This is a genomic window from Pseudoalteromonas sp. TAE79 (assembly GCF_000498015.1).
GTDB lineage: Bacteria > Pseudomonadota > Gammaproteobacteria > Enterobacterales > Alteromonadaceae > Pseudoalteromonas.
The window spans coordinates 1-15220 of record NZ_AUTL01000289.1 but is presented as its reverse complement, the minus strand read 5'-3'; the positions used below and the strand labels follow the sequence as shown (position 1 = coordinate 15220).

Sequence of the window (15220 nt, the reverse complement as noted above, 5' to 3'; positions counted from 1 at the left end):
CTAAGTATAGGGCGTTGCGCTATTTTGCACGCTGACCCACCAATACTGCCGAAACAGGTTACGGTTAGTTGTGTACCTCTAACTTCTTATGGCTTCCTTCAGACCCCACCGTTGGCCAGTGACGCCCTTGCCATTCAGATTATCTTCCCCTTAGTCAGGGTAATAAGGCATCTTTCAGCCTATCGGGTTTGCCAGCTTCGCTGGGCAAACAAAAAAGCCGCATTAAAAATTAAGCGGCTTTAGATTTAAATATATTATTGGTTATTCGACAGACCAGTCCATTGTATTTTCAGCTTTTATAGGCACAACTTCAGAGTCGCCCAATGTATAACTTGCAGGTACTTTCCACGGCTTTTTTTGTAATGTAATTGTATCTGTATTACGCGGCAATTCGTAAAAATCAGGGCCAAAGTGGCTTGCAAACCCTTCAAGCATGTCCAAAGCTCCTGCATCCTCAAATGCTTCAGCATATAATTCAATAGCGGCATGAGCCGTGTATGCACCAGCACACCCACAAGCAGCTTCTTTTTTATCTTTATAATGTGGTGCAGAGTCAGTTCCTAAAAAGAATTTTTTATTTCCACTTATTGCTGCAGCCATTAATGCTTGCTGGTGAATGTTACGCTTGAGAATTGGTAAACAGTAATAATGTGGGCGAATTCCACCCGCTAACATATGATTGCGGTTATAAAGCAAATGATGCGCTGTAATTGTTGCCGCTACATTGCTAGGTGCATTAACAACAAACTCTACTGCATCTTTAGTCGTAATATGCTCGAGTACAATTTTAAGCTCAGGAAAGTCATTTACTACATCTCCTAAAATTGTATCCAGAAATACTTTTTCACGGTCAAAAATATCAATCGACGAATCTGTCACTTCCCCATGCACTAACAGCAACATGCCTACTTCTTGCATTGCTTTTAAAACTGGATAAATATTTTTTACTGATGTAACACCCGAGTCAGAATTAGTGGTAGCGCCAGCAGGGTAAAGCTTAGCTGCTACTATTTTACCTGTCGCTTTAGCTTTTATTATTTCATCTGGTGTAGTTTTATCCGTGAGATACAAAACCATTAATGGCTCAAAGTTGCCTTGTGGATTTGCAGACATAATGCGTTCTCTGTACGACAATGCCGTATCTGTGCACGTTGCTGGCGGAACAAGGTTTGGCATAACAATAGCGCGGCCCATGTATCTGCTAATATCGCGTACAGTGTCTTTTAACTGGTCACCATCACGTAAATGTACATGCCAGTCATCAGGGCGAGTGATAGTAAGGGTTGTTACAGAGTTTGTATTATTACTTGTCATTACTTTGTTCCACGGCTGAATTTATCCGATCATAGGCATATGATGTTTTCGAGTAAAGATTTTATTAAAAATAAAGTTTTTATATGGATAAAATTACTGAGGTACTATTTAAAGCACAATGAGCAAATTCAATGTTATTAGCTTATTGTAATGATTTATGATTAATTAAAACTCGCTATATTAAAACTTTACAGTGTATGAAACCACTCATCGCTTTAATTTGTACAAAAACCCAAAATTAGGTTAACTTAACTGCGAATTTAAAAATAAAAAGAACAATATAAATTGCCTATGTCTTATAAAACTGATGCTACTAGAGCGCTTGAGATAAAAACTGATCAACTAAGTATCATTAATCAATTTTCATCTAGCCTATTGCAACTAGACACACTAGACGAGCTATTTGAGTATGTTACAACGCACGTTGTTAACCGTTTAGGATTTGTTGATTGCGTTATTTACCTTGCCGATAACAATGCTTATACATTAAATCAAGTTGCATCGATGGGTATTGCTCACGCCCGTGATAAATATCAAGCCGAACGTAAAGTAATACGTTTTAGTGAAGGAATTACTGGGGCTGTAGCCACAACTGGTAAAGCCGTAGTTATCGATGATGTAACAAAAGATAGCCGTTATATCGCAGATGAGCGCCCTGCCCAATCAGAACTATGCGTCCCTCTTATATATAAAGAACAAGTTTTAGGTGTTATTGATTGTGAGCACCCTATTAAAGGCTACTTTACAAACGCACACCTTGAAATTCTTACAACAGTTGCCCACTTACTCAGTGCTAAAATTAACCAGGTAAATACGGTAAATAACTTACAAAAAACAGTTGAGCAACTTAACAACGCACAAAAATTAGAAAATAGCTTATTACAAATAGCCAACCTAACCTACAAAGCTAACGACTTAGATACCTTCTTTGAAGCCTTGCATTCAATTATCAATAACTTACTTCGTGCTGATAACTTTTTTATCGCTTTATATGACAAAAAAGTAGATATACTTGACCTTGTTTATATAGTCGAAGAAGGCATAAACACCAAAACACATCAAAAAATATCTAAAGAACAGCTAAAAGACACTGCTTCATATTACCTACTGCAAACAGAGCAAACCTTATTACTCAATAAAGATGCCTTTCAAAGTCATATAGATAACGGTGATTTTAAAATGGTAGGCAGACAATCAGAGTCTTGGTTGGGTGTTCCATTTAAAACAAGTGATCGTATAAGCGGTGTTATTGTTGTACAAAGCTACGATAAAACACTGCAATACAACGAACACGACAGCGCTCTTCTAACTTACGTAAGTCGCCAAATAAGTATGGCAATTGATAGACAACTAGCCCGACAAGAGCTCGAGCATAAAGCATTGCATGACGAGCTTACCGGCCTTGCTAACCGCTCATTACTCATTGAGAGAATAAAGCATGCTATTTTACGTTTAACGCGTGCTAAAAAGAGTACTAGCCATGCCCTGTTGTATCTAGACTTTGACCGTTTTAAAAGTATTAATGATTCGCTCGGGCATGAAGTTGGGGACCACTTCCTTATAAAAATATGCGACTTGATTAAAGGTACAGTACGAAGCACGGATACATTTGCACGTTTAGGCGGCGATGAATTTGCAATTTTTATGGAAAACATCACGCATAAAAACCAAGTTAATGAAGCTTTAAACCGCATTAAAAACGCATTATCAAAACCTTTAAATATAGATAACCACTTACTCCAAGCATCAACGAGTATTGGGGTTGCCTATACAGATAACGTAAACGACAAAGCTTATATATTACTGCAACAAGCTGATGCTGCTATGTATGAAGCAAAATCCACCGGACGTGGTCAGGTAAAGTTTTTTAATAACACGATGCGTAAAAAACTTAAAACCCATGCCGATATAGAAAACGACTTACAACACGGTATTGAACACAACGAGTTTGAACTCTATTTTCAGCCAATTTTTACAATTAATACCAGTGAAGTTATCGGCTTTGAAGCACTTGTTCGTTGGCACCACCCTACAAAAGGGTTTGTACCCCCTAATGACTTTATACCGATAGCTGAAACTACAGGGCAAATTATAAATCTTGATTTACATTTACTTGATTTGGCGGCCCAGCATATTTCAAATTGGCACCAACAAGGCCATCGCTTTTTAAAAGTCACCGTTAACGTATCGTCACGACACTTTGCAAGCCTCGATTTTGTAGCGCAAATACATTCCATTTATAATAAGTACCAATTACCTCTAGGTTCTTTATGCTTAGAAATTACCGAATCTGGCTTAATAGAAAATCTAGAACTCGCCACTCAAATAATTGAAGGTCTCTCACCTTTAAAAGTAAAATTATGTCTTGATGATTTTGGAACAGGTTATTCAGCACTAGGCTACTTGCACCAACTGCCTATTCATATTTTAAAAATAGATAAAAGCTTTATTGACCATCTACAGGATTCTACTAACCCACTTGTTGAAGCCATTTTATCACTTGCGCAATCATTAAAACTTGAAGTTGTAGCTGAAGGAATAGAAACAGTTGAGCAATTAACTATTTTGCAATCCACCGCGTGCGACTATGGCCAAGGCTTTTTAAAATCAAAACCTGTTACTGCCAAAAAAGCCATATTACTAATTAATAAACCCTTATAAAAAGAGCCAGCGAGTAGGTCGCTGGCTTAGGTATTACGCATATACTCTCCCATTGAGCTAAACTTAAGCTATAAGGCAAAACGACTCTATTTTTTAAAGCACAATCTAAAGTAAGCATTCAGCAAACCTCACCTCATACCGTTATCAGCATGGTTAAAACTCACGCTGAGCTAAAACGCACAGCAATCGTTATATTTAAAATACAACATGAAGCAAACTCATCTAAAACTCATCAAACCAGTTTTAAAATGACTTTTATCATTACCAACTCTAATATTTTCGAGATTCATAGCGATAAATTGCAATAAAACGCATTATTTTAGCCATCTAGACGTTGAAACGTTTTTTATATAGGCGTAGTATGTAATTAATCTGAGCTGAACTCACTTTTCCCATGAGAATTTTTAAAGATGATTGGTATTAAACATTTAAAAACCATAGCAACCCTAAAAGAAACAGGATCTTTGGTTAATACAGCACGAGAGTTATTTTTGACACAATCTGCTTTATCTCATCAAATCAAAGATTTAGAGAATAAATTGGATTGCCAATTATTTGAGCGTAAAACTCAACCAGTCCGCTTTACCCCTCAAGGAATGCTATTACTTGAATTAGCTCACGAAATATTGCCAAAAATGGAAGCGACTAAATGTCGTTTAAAAGAAAGCTTAAACCAGCCTATTTCTCAACTGCGTTTAAGTGTGGAATGCCATGCATGTTTTCATTGGTTATTACCTACTATTAAAGAATTTAATAACTTTTGGCCTGATATAAAAATTGATTATGAACGTGGCTTTAGTTACGACGCTATTCCTGACTTACTAAGCGATGAGCTCGATTTAGTTTTAACGTCTGACATACGCGAACCCGACATATTAGAATACGCGCACTTATTTGATTTTAAATTGAAGCTTATTGTGGCGCCGGATCATGAACTTGCTAAAAAAGCGTATGTAACAGCGCTTGATTTAAAAAACGAAACTATTATTTCATACCCTATTCCGCGTGAACGCCAAGATATATTTAAGCATTTCATTCAGAATGCTCGTTTTGACGGTACATTAAAAACGGTTGACCAAGGACTACTTATTTTTCAACTAGTAAGTGCTGGAATGGGCGTTGCCGCTTTACCTGATTGGCTAGTTACACCTTATGAAAGCCAAGGCTTAATTAAATCAATTCCTTTGGGCGCTCTTGGTCTTACTCGCCCTATGTATTTAGCGATGAAAAAAGACATGAAAGATAACCCTGTTTATCGTCACTTTTTAAATACCTGTAAGCTAAATAACGGTCGATAATCATCAATATAATAAGTAATATCGCTGTAATTAACTCTACAGCGTTTAACTCTTATGTTTGTTATTAAAAAAATGATTGGTGGTTTACTTATGCCACTGCCTCTATTTGGTTTATTTGCATGCCTGATGCTCCTACTGGCACTTAAAGGCCGCAAATCAGCTCTCTTCTTGTCTACTTTAAGCTTAATTGTATTACTTGCATTGAGCACACCCTTTATCGCCAATTTAATTATCCAAAATAATGAACCTGCGTCGCTTGCGTTTAATACTCTAAAGCATCCAAAAATAGACAAAATAGTTGTACTAGGTTGCGATATAAACCCAAATCCTGCACTCAGTGCTAATAATCAATTAGGTAATTGTGCGCTAACGCGCTTGGTAGAAGGTGTAAAACTGGCAAAGCACTACCCTAACGCAGAGCTTATAGTTTCAGGCGGGGGTTATAAAAATACCACTAATAGCGGGCTTATGTATCAAACGGCAATTAGTTTAGGCGTTAATAAGAGCCGTATTTTCCAAAATCCAAAAGCAATGGACACAGGTGAAGAAGCTAAATTACTGGCATCAAAATTAGTCGACTTTAAAGTTGCACTAGTAACATCTGTACTGCACATGCCCCGTGCCAAAGACTTATTTAATGCTCAAGGTATTGAAGTCATAACCGCAGCCACTGATTATCATAATTTTGCTGCACTTCCATGGAGCAAGCAGTTTATTCCCAATGCTCATGCCTTACTTGTGGTTACGCAATACAGTCACGAAGTAGTAGGAAATATATGGATAAGTTTGCGCCGCTGGATAGATCCAGAGGCGCTGTAACTTATATAGCCTAATTAAACTGGGTTATCTATGTCTATAAATGTCACATCAAAACCATGCTCTTGAGCAAGTAACTCACCTAGTGCTTTTACACCATAGCGCTCTGTTGCATGATGCCCGGCTGCAAAAAAATCAATGTTTTGCTCACGAGAACTATGAATTGTCTGCTCCGATGCTTCACCCGTTAAATAAGCATCAATGCCTTGCTCTGCTGCTAAGTCAATATATCCTTGCCCACCACCAGTACACAGTGCAATGGTTTCTATTTTAGCTGAGCGTACTAAGCTTGTGAGCGGGGTTCGATTAAGCACTTTTGCAATTTTATCTGCAAAATCTTCACCACTTAATGGTATTTTTAAATGCCCTTTCATTGCTACGCTATTTGAAGTTGGCTCTAGCCCTGTTTCAATTTCAATATCTAATAACTTTGCAAGTTGTGCGTTATTGCCAACTGCTGGATGAATATCGAGTGGTAAGTGATAGCCAAATAAATTAATATCGTGTGCTAATAACGCACCTATGCGACGCTTTTTCATACCCGTTATTGGTTGAGATTCCCCTTTCCAAAAAAAACCATGATGAACCAAAATAGCATCTGCTTGTTGCTCAATGGCAGCTTCTATTAAAGCTTGACTTGCGGTTACACCCGTCACAATTTTTTTAATTTCGTTTTTACCTTCGACCTGTAAGCCATTTGGGCAAAAATCTTTTATTAAATGAGGTTTCAAAATGTCATTTAGGAGTTGGTTAAATTCTCTACGTTGCATACAACTTACCTTACTTAGCACTGAATTTTGTGCAAATTTTGGCGTTTATAGGCCTAAAATGGAAGGAAAATCGCAAAAAATTGAAAAACTGTTTTAAAATAGGTATAAATACCTCTTCTTTATCTGTGTTCACAACGTATAGGGTCTCTGATGAGCAAACTAGACAAAACAGAAGTGTTATCTGCCTTTGAAGCAGCGTACGAAACTGCCAATGGTAAAAAACCTGAAATCACAACCAAACCTGGTTGGTACAGCATTGATGGCGGTAAAAATTTACGCCTAGCTGACGTAGCAGAGCTTACTAAAAAATTAAACTCTGGTAAAACAACTAAAACGAAAAAACCAAAAGCAGCTGCTCCTGTTAAAGCACAGAAAAAAGCGCCATTCACTGTTGTTACCGAAAATGAAGAAGGTTACACAGCGGAAGAACTTTGGATTGTAATTTTAGCTCGTAAAGATCATGACTGTCGCTTACCGCGCGGTGTTGTTTAATCAACATTTATGATTTTTAAAAGAAACCGCGTTAAGCGGTTTTTTTATATCCATTATTTGCCAAAAATATAAAGCTTTATAAATTGGGTAAGGCTAAAAAAAGCGGTTATGTAGCCGCTTTAAAAAGTTTAAAATAAATTACAGTTCTTCAAAATAAAGTGGTTCGCGTTCTTTTTTACCCACTTCATTCATTGTCTCTGCATTGAATAGTCGACCATTGATCATGGTGTAATCTACTTTATCCGAATCTCGAATATTTTTAAGCGGATCGCCATCTATAACCATTAAATCAGCCAGCTTGCCCACTTCAAGCGAGCCTACGTTTTTATCAAGTCCTAAATACTTAGCCGGATCGAGTGTTGATGCACGTATTGCCTCAAGCGGTGTCATTCCGCCCTGTGCAAACATCCACATCTCCCAGTGTGCACCTAAGCCTTCACGCTGACCGTGAGCACCTAAGTTAACTAATACACCTAGGTCTTGCAGCTCAGCAGCAACGCGTGCGTTATTAAAGTGATTATAGTGATGATCGGGCGCTTTAATGCGGCGCATAGAGCGTGGTAATAATTGATTTTTAGGCACAAATTTACTTAAACGTGGATGATTCCACACATCAGTTTTATCATACCAGTAATTTTCACCCCAAATGCCACCATAAGCCACTACAAGTGTTGGTGTGTAACCTACATCACTTTGCGACCATAACTGCTTTATATCGTCATATATGTGCTCTACAGGGATTGAATGCTCAATACCTGTGTGTCCATCCACAATCATACTTAAGTTATGTTGTAATAATGAGCCGCCTTCAGGGACAACCATCATTTCAAGCATCCGGCCTGCTTCAATAACTTGTTGGCGCTGCTCACGGCGTGGCTGGTTATAAGATTTAACACTAAACGCCCCTACTTTTTTAAGGCGCTCTAAATGAAATTTAGCATCGTCTAACGAGTCAATATGCGACGTATAACCTGGCATATTTGCGCCATATAAAATAGTACCCGTTGAGAAAATACGCGGGCCAACAATCATGCCTGCCTTTTGCATTTCGCTTGCGGTAAATATTTCTGAGGTATCATTTGATGGATCGTGAATTGTAGTTACACCCAGCGCTAAACCTGCAAAGTTTTTCCAGTTTTGCTCAGGTATAATTTCACCGCTTGCTTGCGAGCCATGTGCATGAGCATCAACAATACCAGGCATAATAGTTTTACCTGTTACATCAATAACCTCAGCACCTTTAGGGATGCTTATATCGCTTGCTGTACCAATTGCTTTAATATGCTTGCCATCAGTGATGATTACACCATTTTCAATAACCTTTTCGCCGTCCATAGTTATAATTTTTGCACCAGTGAGCGCAATCATGCCTTTAGGCTCTGCCATTTTTTTACTGAAACCGATATTATCGCCACTTTTCACTTTAAAGTCGGCATCTTCGGCTTTGTTAATAGCAAACATCCCCTCAAGGCTTGCATGATAAAGCTCAGGCCCTAATGTCCAATAAAGTTTGTTGCTCTTAGCACTCCAACTAATGTTTTCACCAGCACGCACCGATAACTGCTCTATTGGGAATTGACTGTCTTTAGGCCCAATATTAATTATTTTACCACTCTGTACAAACGGCGTTACAAATACTTTAAATCGCTCAGCAAAAGCGAGGTATTGCCCATCTGGTGATACTCTAAATTCTGTCGCATGCTCTGATTCGTACAGTTTACGAAATTTTTTACTTTCAAGCTCTACTACGCTAAGCGTTGGTTTTGGCCAAGGACTCATTATAAAAACGCGATCGTTTGCATCTCCAAATTGTGGTTGATAACCACTTTTTGAAATAAGCTCACTTTTACCGCCTTTTGCGCTTACGCTATATATACCAGGGTTAAGTGACCACTTAGGGTTTAAAATACTGCCGCCAGTAGCTTTTCGATAAACAACCGTTTTACCATCTGGGCTAAACGTTGGCTCTACGTACTTGCCTGGCTGCATTGTAACTGTATCACCACAACCACTGCGTGCAGACACAACTCTTACAGACCCTTGTTTGTTATCATCCCATGTGGTGTAAACTATTTTTTTACCATCGCGAGAGTACTGTGGAAATAATTCGTAATGATCAGTTTGCTTTGTTAAACGCTTAATTTTACCCGACTCTAAATCACGTTTATAAATATGTCCAAGCGCTTCAAAAATTGCAGTTTCGCCATCTGGGCTTACTTGCACATTACGCAGCATTTTTACATCAAACTCATCAGTATCTAAGTTTTGTGTAAAGCGCACCGCTTTTTGAATTTTTTTACTTGTTTGCACTTTAAAAGGAATGGTTTTTACAGATTTGTCTGCAACATCTAGCTTGTGAATTGTGCCACCAGCCCAAAACACCAGTTCTTCGTTATCTGGTGTCCATGCAATGGTTGGGTATACACCATGAATAGCCCAGGTTTCTTGCATATCTCGCTCAAGCTTATCGTAAAGCTTAGTGTGCTCACCGCTGGTTAAGTCATATAAATAAAGACTAGTTTGAAAATCATCACGCTTTATATACGCCAGTTTTTTTCCATCAGGTGACGGTGTAGGCCTAATAGCACCGCCCATCGTATCGATTATGGTTTCAATTTCACCCGTTTCACGGTCGTAGCGCTTAATTTTATAAATACCCGCTACAGAATCTTTTGAATAATGAAATGTTTTACCGGGTGTTGCATCATGCGAAAAGTATACATAACGACCATCCGGTGAAAACATTGGCTCACCTAAATCTTTTTGATCGTTCTCGCGTTTTGTAAGCTGTACGCCCTTGCCACCCGCTTTATGATACAACCACACTTCACCGGCACCTAGTGAACGGCTAGCTGTAAAGTGTTTACGCGCAACTAAGTAGTCGCCATCAGGACTCCATGCAGGACTATTTAATAACCTAAAGGTTTCATCGGTAACAGCGTGTTGATTTTCGCCATTTAAGTCCATTATCCAAATGTTATCGCCGCCACCTTGATCGGAGGTAAACGCAATACTTTTGCCGTTAGGACTAAAGCGTGGTTGCATTTGCCATGCAATATCAGAGGTGAGCTTTGTAGCTGTACCACCACTCATTGGCATAGTGTAAATATCGCCAAGTAAGTCAAACACCACGGTTTTACCATCAGGGCTAATATCTATATTCATCCATGTGCCTTGCTCAACGCTAATTGCAGCGTCAACAAATTGCCCTTTTGGTGAATCTACTTGCCATTTTTGCTCGTCTTTTTCAGCGGCATTTACCTGCCCTATCGCTAATGATACCGACAATGCTAATACTGTATGAAGCATTTTTTTCATGCGTTTCTCGCTTGTTATTGTTGCAGTAAAAACTATTTCACATGATTGCAACAAAAACAAACGCAACTTGCCAGCGTTATATGATAAAGCGCGGTTTATGTAGGTTTAATGCCAAACAATAGGGTCAAATTGATAGTAATTAACTAGCATACTGTAAATTTCAGGGTCGTATCGGCGAAGCTCTGCGGGTTTTTCGAGAAAGGTTTCGGTAAGTACAGCAAAAAATTCAGCTTCATTAGTTGCGCCATAGCTGTGAATAACATACGGCATGCTGTAAGCAACATGACTTTTTAACTGGGTGAAAGCACGGCTAAATACTCGGCCCCACTCTTTGTAATCTGCTGAGCTTTTTAAAATGGGTGTGCCCGTTGTTTTACCTGTTTCTTGATCGAGTTGATGCGCAAACTCATGAAAAACTAAATTATGTCCATCACTTGGCAAGCGGTTACCTTCAAGCACGTCATGCCAACTGAGTACTAGTGTGCCGCCAGGCCAAGACTCACCTAATCTTACCGTATTATGGTAACTCACAAGTCCTGCACTATCGCGAGTTGATTGCGGAGCATAATAAGCACTTGGGTATAATAAAATTTCTTTTACATTTTTATATAACGGCCACGGTTTATTAAGTACTAATACACACGCATCGGCGGCAACAATTAACTTCATTGCAGACGTTAACTTTAAGCCATCACAACCGACAAATCGTTTTTCATTTAAAAACCACGTTATGTGTCGCTCTAACTTTTCTCTGTCGGCATCGGTCATTTTTTTATAGATGGGCATGCAACGCAGTAAAATATCTTTTTGCTGCGAATTTAAAGCAAAGTCTTTATATTTACTGCGCCATAATCGGTTTTGAATTGATGGCCAACGCCAGAAAATCACCACAAAAAGAATTAAAACAACAATTAACAGTCCATTTATCATGGGGATTTCCTGAGCTAAGGTATGGTATATAAATATGTCCGGCACACGTGTATTTCAAGCATATGAGGTTTGTATTTAAATATAAAGTAATTCGAATTGTATGACCTATAAACTACTTATAAATTACTTACTGCTTTGCACTACCGTTAAAATGGTGACTTTTAAGATTAAACTTTGCAAAAGGAGTCAAATGTACCCTGCAATGTGTTTATAAATTTCGCTACGTGCAAACCATCCATTAATGAGTGGTGTACATCGATAGCTAAAGGTATTGTACCTGTGTGTTTATCAAACTGACCAAATACAAATTTAGGAATGCCTAAACTCTCCCCTTCACTAAATGCATGCGAAAACGCACTAAAATTCAGCCACGGCAAAACAGATATATGAATTAAGTCGGCCTGCCCTTCTGTTTGAGCAAATGCATCAGAAAATAACGGCTGTAATTTCGCTTTTTTGCTTACGTCACTTGCATGATTTGCAAACTCTTTAAAATCGCTTGCGCTGTTAAAATAACTAAAAACAAACGTATCGTTTTCAGACAACTCAACCACACTTGCGCGAACACTGTTAAGTAGCCATGGCTTACTATCTATTATACGTAGCATTATTGAATCGTACTCATGGCACGCTTTTAAGGTGCAATATACATATGCTTGAAAAAAAGAAAATTGATTGGTTTTGCAATAGTCGTAAAGTGCTTGAGCATCTAAACGCACACACACATTAAAATAAGGCTGAGAAAAGTGTTTAAATAATTCAAAGTGTTGCTTTCTAGGCCAATTATCTAAATCGATAGGCTGCATGAGAGAAGTTGAGGGAGTCATAATTTGCCGCACAAAATTAAAAATAAAGTGTACCGCTGTTCAGTAACAATTGCATTAACTTACAGATAAACAAAAGGTGTGCAATTGCACACCCTTATATAAATTAGAACTTAGATCACAGACCGTTTTTAATGATCTCTTGCGCTAATTCGTCAGCAATTAAATGCGTTGATTTTTGCTCTTTTTCGCTACGGGCAAAGATTTCAGTTAACGTATTAAAAATACCTTCAACATGTTTATTAGACGCTGCTGCACTGTAACCATCTGGCGCTGTTTCGTAATAAACATTAATAATACCACCGGCGTTAATTACGTAATCTGGTGCATATAAAATGCCTTTTTCACGAATAACTTCACCATGGCGAGATTCTGCCAGCTGATTATTAGCACAGCCTGCAATAATAGTCGCTTTTAAACGCGGTATAGTTAAATCGTTAATAGTTGCGCCTAGTGCACACGGTGCATAAACATCAACATCTAAGTCGTAAATGTCATCAATGCCAACCGCAGTTGCGCCAAAATCACTTACTACACGATCAATCGCGGCTTGGTTAATATCAGTTACAAACAACTCAGCGCCCGCATCATGTAAATGCTTACATAAACCATAAGCAACAGCACCTAGACCTTGCACAGCCACTTTCACACCTGCAAAATTTTGATGGCCACGTTGATGCTGTAGCGCTGCTTTAATTCCTAAAAAAGTACCGTATGCTGTAAATGGCGATGGGTTACCGCTTTTACCTTCAAGGCCCAGTACGTAATTAGTTTCTTTATTCATAATAGCTACATCAGCACATGTGATGTTTACATCTTCTGCTGAGTAATAGCTGCCATTTAATCGCTCTAATTGACGACCAAATGCACGGAATAATTGCTCAGATTTAATTTCTTTCGCATTACCTATAATTACAGATTTACCGCCACCAAAGGGTAAGCGCGCAACTGCATTTTTATAAGTCATGCCCTTTGATAAACGTAGCACGTCATAAACAGCATCTTCGTCGTTTGCATAATCCCACATTCTACATCCGCCAACTGCAGGACCTAGGTTGGTATTATGTACAGCAATAATTGCTTTTAAACCCGACTCTTCATCAGAACAAAAAACCACTTGTTCATGGTTATCAAATTCAACTCGATTAAACACAGCCACTTAAAATACTCCGAAATAGTTAACCCCTGAGAGGGTATGCGCGCTGGAAATTGCCGAGACTTTATCACTTCATATGCGTGTTCGCTATACTCACAGATGATAAAACCAATGAAAACATTAAGCTTAAATTAAATAACCCAATTAAAACTTTTATATAGATAAAAAATTTACAAAACCGTCATTTTTAAGTTTTAAATACTATAAATATAAGAACCATACCGACTTACGTTTACGTGAACGTAATACAATTGTTGCATGTAAAGTTTAATATACAAGTGCTACTTGGCCGCTACGTACCGCTGCCTACAGGTTTCCAGTAAAAAGTGAGCTTTTTCGCAAACTGGTCAGAGCTGTAAACTTACTAATAACTCTATTTAAAAAAACAAAAAAGCGAGCACTAGGCTCTAATGCCGTTCACTTAAGGTGAGCGGCTTTTTTATTTCTAGCGTACCGCTGTGGTCTTGGCTTGACTGCACGAGGAAAACCTCGATCCCTTCGAGGCTCTAGAATTAGGCTTTCTGCCATCGCATAAAAGTATTTTAATTGACGTGGTATGGCTCCAGGTGTTGAATAAGGTAATCCAACAAGCAACCTCATTATTTGAGCTAAACTACCATTGAAACTCAGTTGGTACGGTAAATAATCACCTTTTAATGTGTGGCACATTTTTACCATCTGATATCGCACCATATTATAAGTAAGCAACACCCCCCACAGCTCTTGCTTTACAAGCGCTGGTAAGCGACTTCTTAATGTTAATCGATTGCCCAGCATATATTGCTTTTGTTCCCGATAACCAAGCTCTATCTCCCAGCGGTGACTGTACAAATCACCTATATCGGCTGATAGATATCGCATCGGATCTGTCATAGATGTCATCACACTATATGATTTCCCCTTTATTTTTCGAGTCACTAACCTCGCGATTAAGGTGTTAGGCAGCGTTGGCCACATCTTTCTTGCTCTTGGGTTGCTGCTAAGTTGGACTAATTTATCATTACGCCCTAATGTTTGAATAACTTCATATTGCACATTTTTTTTCAGGGGGATTAGCCAATGGCGTTCACTGCCAGTTGTTTGCCATTTATGTAAAAGCCCTAAAGAATAAAAACCTTTGTCGAATAAAGTGAGGCTATTGTCTGGTGTGGTTTCTATAAGCTTTTCAGCCAGTACCATTTCATTGACCTTGTAATCATCAAAAGCGCTCCCCGTTATTAAATGGCTGCTCAGTTCCATTTGACACACCATTCTGACCTGTGGGTATTGTGTGTTGGTCGGTTTTGTAAAGGCCTCATTATTTTGGGGGGAGTCATCCGTACGCCAAACAACACCATCGACACCCAGCAAGGTAAGTCCATTCCAATGAGGGTGGTTAGCGTCTTCATTCCAATGTCTTTGGGTACATTCAAATAAGGCTTTCATAGCGGCTTCACCTAGGTTTTTACGACGCTGAGTTAAAGCACTTGGCGCAACAAATGGCTTCCCTTCTCGGTCAACAATGTCGAGCATATTAACGACATCGGCCATGGATTTGTCATTATAAATAACCATACCGATCAACAACCAAGCCATCGATTCTAGGGTTAGTTTTCTTTTTCGTAGTGTAACGGTTTCGGTCAGTGCATAGGCTTCTTCGAT

General features: G+C 38.7%; 11 protein-coding genes. 4 read left to right on the top strand and 7 right to left on the bottom strand.

All coding sequences use genetic code 11. The features are described from left to right. Positions 1–261: 261 nt before the first annotated feature. Positions 262–1314, bottom strand: coding sequence for a dihydroorotase (pyrC, locus tag L655_RS0124095; RefSeq protein WP_024606533.1), 1053 nt, complete (start codon positions 1312–1314; stop codon positions 262–264). A gap of 291 nt (positions 1315–1605) precedes the next feature. Here pyrC and L655_RS0124090 point away from each other — a divergent pair, with 291 nt between their 5' ends. From L655_RS0124090 to L655_RS0124075, 3 genes are all read left to right on the top strand, one after another. Then, complete coding sequence (locus tag L655_RS0124090; RefSeq protein WP_024606532.1) at positions 1606–3975, top strand: GGDEF domain-containing protein; 2370 nt, start codon at positions 1606–1608, stop codon at positions 3973–3975. 410 nt (positions 3976–4385) lie between these two features. After that, entirely contained in the window at positions 4386–5273 is an 888-nt protein-coding gene (locus L655_RS0124080; RefSeq protein ID WP_024606531.1) for a LysR family transcriptional regulator, read from the top strand. A 54-nt stretch (positions 5274–5327) separates the two neighbouring features. Continuing rightward, positions 5328–6092, top strand: a complete 765-nt coding sequence (locus tag L655_RS0124075) for an ElyC/SanA/YdcF family protein (RefSeq protein ID WP_024606530.1) — start codon at positions 5328–5330, stop codon at positions 6090–6092. A 14-nt stretch (positions 6093–6106) separates the two neighbouring features. Here L655_RS0124075 and L655_RS0124070 read toward each other — a convergent pair whose 3' ends face one another. Then, positions 6107–6859, bottom strand: a complete 753-nt coding sequence (locus tag L655_RS0124070) for a Nif3-like dinuclear metal center hexameric protein (protein ID WP_024606529.1) — start codon at positions 6857–6859, stop codon at positions 6107–6109. 150 nt (positions 6860–7009) lie between these two features. Here L655_RS0124070 and L655_RS0124065 point away from each other — a divergent pair, with 150 nt between their 5' ends. Beyond that, positions 7010–7351, top strand: coding sequence for a hypothetical protein (locus L655_RS0124065; RefSeq protein ID WP_002961684.1), 342 nt, complete (start codon positions 7010–7012; stop codon positions 7349–7351). 138 nt (positions 7352–7489) lie between these two features. Here the strand turns inward: L655_RS0124065 and L655_RS0124060 are convergent, their stop codons facing one another. From L655_RS0124060 to L655_RS0124035, 5 genes are all read right to left on the bottom strand, one after another. Beyond that, the gene (locus L655_RS0124060; RefSeq protein WP_024606528.1) at positions 7490–10669 is read right to left on the bottom strand and encodes an amidohydrolase family protein; all 3180 of its coding nucleotides are present in this window, start codon (positions 10667–10669) and stop codon (positions 7490–7492) included. A gap of 105 nt (positions 10670–10774) precedes the next feature. Beyond that, positions 10775–11599 carry a M90 family metallopeptidase gene (locus L655_RS0124050; RefSeq protein ID WP_024606527.1) on the bottom strand — a complete coding sequence of 275 codons (825 nt, stop codon included), beginning with the start codon at positions 11597–11599 and terminating at the stop codon, positions 10775–10777. Positions 11600–11766: 167 nt separating this feature from the next. Further along, positions 11767–12405 carry a CatA-like O-acetyltransferase gene (locus L655_RS0124045; RefSeq protein WP_024606526.1) on the bottom strand — a complete coding sequence of 213 codons (639 nt, stop codon included), beginning with the start codon at positions 12403–12405 and terminating at the stop codon, positions 11767–11769. Positions 12406–12541: 136 nt separating this feature from the next. Continuing rightward, positions 12542–13582: a Glu/Leu/Phe/Val dehydrogenase gene (locus L655_RS0124040; RefSeq protein WP_002961676.1), complete on the bottom strand. Its 1041-nt coding sequence runs from the start codon at positions 13580–13582 to the stop codon at positions 12542–12544. Positions 13583–13996: 414 nt separating this feature from the next. Beyond that, the coding region (locus L655_RS0124035; protein ID WP_024606525.1) for an IS4 family transposase at positions 13997–15220 on the bottom strand (1224 nt) is incomplete at its 5' end.

Coding starts and splice junctions, on each gene's coding strand:
- pyrC (WP_024606533.1), bottom strand. CDS start 1,314: ATGACAAGTAATAATACAAACTCTGTAACAACCCTTACTATCACTCGC.
- L655_RS0124090 (WP_024606532.1), top strand. CDS start 1,606: ATGTCTTATAAAACTGATGCTACTAGAGCGCTTGAGATAAAAACTGAT.
- L655_RS0124080 (WP_024606531.1), top strand. CDS start 4,386: ATGATTGGTATTAAACATTTAAAAACCATAGCAACCCTAAAAGAAACA.
- L655_RS0124075 (WP_024606530.1), top strand. CDS start 5,328: ATGTTTGTTATTAAAAAAATGATTGGTGGTTTACTTATGCCACTGCCT.
- L655_RS0124070 (WP_024606529.1), bottom strand. CDS start 6,859: ATGCAACGTAGAGAATTTAACCAACTCCTAAATGACATTTTGAAACCT.
- L655_RS0124065 (WP_002961684.1), top strand. CDS start 7,010: ATGAGCAAACTAGACAAAACAGAAGTGTTATCTGCCTTTGAAGCAGCG.
- L655_RS0124060 (WP_024606528.1), bottom strand. CDS start 10,669: ATGAAAAAAATGCTTCATACAGTATTAGCATTGTCGGTATCATTAGCG.
- L655_RS0124050 (WP_024606527.1), bottom strand. CDS start 11,599: ATGATAAATGGACTGTTAATTGTTGTTTTAATTCTTTTTGTGGTGATT.
- L655_RS0124045 (WP_024606526.1), bottom strand. CDS start 12,405: ATGCAGCCTATCGATTTAGATAATTGGCCTAGAAAGCAACACTTTGAA.